At 67.9% G+C, this 3,500-nt stretch carries 4 protein-coding genes; 3 read left to right on the top strand and 1 reads right to left on the bottom strand.

Annotated features, from left to right (window positions below; all coding sequences use genetic code 11):
• The coding region (locus G3N62_RS34825; RefSeq protein WP_277399667.1) for a helicase C-terminal domain-containing protein at positions 1 to 1,042 on the top strand (1,042 nt) is incomplete at its 5' end.
• A gap of 121 nt (positions 1,043 to 1,163) precedes the next feature.
• Here G3N62_RS34825 and G3N62_RS34830 read toward each other — a convergent pair.
• Complete coding sequence (locus G3N62_RS34830; RefSeq protein ID WP_034188625.1) at positions 1,164 to 1,988, bottom strand: outer membrane protein assembly factor BamD; 825 nt, start codon at positions 1,986 to 1,988, stop codon at positions 1,164 to 1,166.
• Positions 1,989 to 2,029: 41 nt separating this feature from the next.
• On the opposite strand from G3N62_RS34830, the gene G3N62_RS34835 reads away from it, so the two are divergent.
• Both G3N62_RS34835 and G3N62_RS34840 read left to right on the top strand, forming a co-directional pair.
• Positions 2,030 to 3,238, top strand: coding sequence for an RluA family pseudouridine synthase (locus tag G3N62_RS34835; RefSeq protein WP_124669680.1), 1,209 nt, complete (start codon positions 2,030 to 2,032; stop codon positions 3,236 to 3,238).
• A 6-nt stretch (positions 3,239 to 3,244) separates the two neighbouring features.
• On the top strand, positions 3,245 to 3,500 hold a 256-nt coding region (locus tag G3N62_RS34840), incomplete at its 3' end, for a laccase domain-containing protein (protein ID WP_206141510.1).

A 3,500-nucleotide genomic window follows, 5' to 3' on the forward strand; every position in this document is an offset into this window, starting at 1 on the left:
GGGCTACACGCTGGCCGACCTGCCGCCCGACGGAGACGCGCTGATCGCGCGCCTCACCGAAGGCGTGACCAACGACGCGGCCGTGCATGCATTGCGACCCGCGTTCCAGAGCTTCCCGCTGGCCGACGCGGCAGCGGCCAGCGACAAGGCGACCTCCGACGGCGATCCGAACGAGAAGGTGCGCTGGGTCGAGGTGTTCGCGCATACCGTGCAGCTGCACGAAACGCCGCTGTCGGTCGCGCCGATCTTCGCGAAGCAGCGTGCAGGTGTCCCGCGGGCATGGGTGTTCACGTCGGCCACGCTGTCGGTGCGCGGCGATTTCACGCACTACGCGGCGCAGATGGGCCTCAGCTCGCGCCGTTCGATGACGCTCGCGAGCCCGTTCGACTACCAGTCGCAAGGGCTGCTGTACGTGCCGCGCAACCTGCCTCAGCCGTCTTCGCCGGCGTTTACCGATGCCGTCTTCGATGCCGCGCTGCCGGCGATCGAGGCGTCCGGCGGCGGCGTGTTCATGCTGTGCACGACGCTGCGCGCGGTCGACCGGATCGCGTCGAAGTTGCGCGATGTCATCGAATCGCGCGGCTGGAACACGCCGCTGCTCGTGCAGGGCGATGCGAGCCGCACTGAGCTGCTTGACCGTTTCCGCGCATACGGCAATGCGATCCTGGTCGGCAGCCAGAGTTTCTGGGAGGGCGTCGACGTGCGCGGCGACGCGCTGTCGCTCGTCGTGATCGACAAGCTGCCGTTCGCCCCGCCGGACGATCCGGTGCTGGCCGCGCGTCTCGATGCCTTGACGAAGAAGGGCCTGAGCCCGTTCGCCGTGCATCAGCTGCCGCAGGCCGTGATCACGCTGAAGCAGGGCGCAGGCCGGCTGATTCGCGCGGAGACGGATCGCGGCGTGCTGATGATCTGCGACACGCGGCTCGTCGACAAGCCCTACGGGCGCCGGATCTGGCAGAGTCTGCCGCCGTTCAAGCGCACGCGCGAGATCGCGGTCGTGCAGGATTTCTTCGACGAGCATCGCTCGGACAAACGCATGTGACGATCCGCGCGGCCGGCGCCGCGCGATCGCCCCCGCGGCGCCGGATTGCGGCGCCAATAAAAAACCCGGCTCGATGGCCGGGTTTTTTGTTCGTGCAACGGGCGTTGCGCCGCGCGGTTCGTCAGAACTGCCACCACGACTTCTTCGCGCCGGGGCGCGAATGGCCCGTGACGTACGGGCTGTCGGGGAACGTGCCCGCGAGCACGCGCTTCGTGTCCTCGGCGAGCTGCGGCTGGTTCAGCTTGTTGTACGACAGGATCATGATGTGCAGCGCATCTTCGATCGCCGGCGCACCCTTGTAATCCTTGATCGCGAGCTGGGCGCGGTTGATTGCCGCCACGTAGGCGCCACGACGGTAGTAGTAGTCGGCCGCGTGCACTTCGTGCGACGCGAGCGCGTTGACGATGTAGCGCATCCGTGCCGCTGCATCGGGCGCGTACTTGCTCTTCGGGAAACGGTCGACGACGACCTTGAACGCATCGTACGACTCGCGCAGCGCCTGCGGATCGCGTTCGCTCATGTCCTGGCCGGAGAAGCGCCCGAACAGGCCGAGATCGTCGTTGAAGTGGATCATCCCCTTCAGGTAGTACGCGTACGGGATATCCGGATGATCGGGGTGGAGCTGGATGAAGCGGTCGACGGCCTGGTCGGCGGCGGCCGCTTCGTTGTCCTTCCAGTTGCAGTATGCAACGTTGATCTGTGCCTGCTGCGCGAAATGACCGAACGGATCGCGGCCTTGCAGCGATTCGAAATATTTCGCGCACTTGCCCCAGTCGCCGCCGGACAGTGCGTCCTGGGCCTCTGAGTATAATTTGTTATTCGACCAGGTAGCCGTCTCGTCCTGCTTCTGCGGCAAGCCGTGGCAGCCGGCGATGAGGGCCGCGGCCGCTACCGCCGCAGCCCGGGCGGCGGCGGTTCTGGCCGTGCGTTTGGTCGAATTCATCATGCTCGCATGTCCTAGCTTCAAGTCTCGGTGACCCAGTCTAAATGACCCGTTCAAGTTCGCAGAATGCCCAGCCGGGCACACCAAATCGCGAAGATTATAGCCCAAGCGATCGGCCCGCCGACGCTGCGTCGGGGGATTCCCTCGATGACGATCTGGCCGGCGACGTCATGCAGCCGCCCGTCGTACCGTCCGCGGCGGTCGACGAGGCGCCGCGCGTCGTCGAAGTGCCGCTGTCGCTCGCGGGCGAGCGCCTCGACAAGGCGCTTGCCCAGCTGTTCCCCGAATTCTCCCGCAGCCGCCTGCAGAGCTGGATCGAGGCGCAGCGCGTGCTCGTCGACGGCGCGCCGGCGAAGATCCGCCAGCCGGTGCCGCTCGGCGCCAAGATCGCGCTCGTGCCCGACCTGCTGCCCGAGCAGCTCGCGTTCACGCCGGAGCCGGTGCCGCTCGACGTGATCTACGAGGACGACGCGCTCGTCGTGATCAACAAGCCGGCCGGCCTCGTCGTGCATCCGGCCGCCGGCAACTGGAGCGGCACGATGCTCAACGGGCTGCTGCATCGCTACGGCGACGCGGCGGCCGGCCTGCCGCGCGCGGGAATCGTCCACCGGCTCGACAAGGAAACCTCCGGCCTGATGGTGGTGGCGCGCACGCTGGCCGCGCAGACGGATCTCGTGCGGCAGTTGCAGGCCCGCACGGTGAAGCGCCGCTACTTCGCGCTCGTGTGGGGCACGATGCCCGAGGAAGGCACGATCGACGCGCCGATCGGCCGCGATCCGCGCGAGCGCACGCGCATGGCCGTCGTCACCGGCGCGTCGGGCAAGCCGGCCCGCACGCATTTCCGTACGGTTGACACATGTCTGTGGCAACGTCAGCCGGTGTCGGCGATCCAGTGCGATCTCGAAACCGGCCGCACGCACCAGATCCGCGTGCACTGCGCGCACATCGGGCACCCCCTGCTCGGCGATCCCGTCTACGGGCGCGCGCGCGGCAAGCGTTCGGTCACGCCGCTGCCGGACGGCTTCGCACGACAGGCGCTGCATGCGTGGCGGCTCGGCCTCGTGCATCCGGTCACGGGCAAGGCGATGCAATGGCGCTGTCCGCTGCCGGACGACCTGAACACGCTCGTCGCGGCGCTCGGTTTCGGGCAGGGCGACGAGGAATTCGACGACGATGGTGTCTACGACGATGACGATTTCGGCGGCGAGTATCACGATGACGAGCCGTACCTGGAAGACGACGAGGAGGCGTGAGTGCCGATGACGAACCTGGCGTCGTTGACGTGGCAGGACTGCGTGCAGCCCGACTGGCAGGTGTCGCCGCGCGTGCGCGCGCTGATCACGACGCGCGACGGCGGTGTGAGCGAAGGCCCTTACGGGCGTTGGCAGGAGGGAGAGGCGCGGCCGGGCGGGATGAATCTCGGCCTGCATACCGGTGACGATCCCGCCCGTGTCGCCGCGAATCGCGCGCGTTTGCTCGCCCTCGCGGGCCAGTCGAGCGCCGCGTGGCTCGAGC

Origin of the sequence: Burkholderia sp. Tr-20355, from assembly GCF_017104685.1 — a bacterium.
GTDB classification, from domain to species: domain Bacteria; phylum Pseudomonadota; class Gammaproteobacteria; order Burkholderiales; family Burkholderiaceae; genus Burkholderia; species Burkholderia seminalis.

Bases quoted from the DNA above. Each gene is read 5' to 3' on its own strand.
- G3N62_RS34835 (WP_124669680.1), top strand. From the start codon at position 2,030: ATGACCCGTTCAAGTTCGCAGAATGCCCAGCCGGGCACACCAAATCGC.
- G3N62_RS34830 (WP_034188625.1), bottom strand. From the start codon at position 1,988: ATGATGAATTCGACCAAACGCACGGCCAGAACCGCCGCCGCCCGGGCT.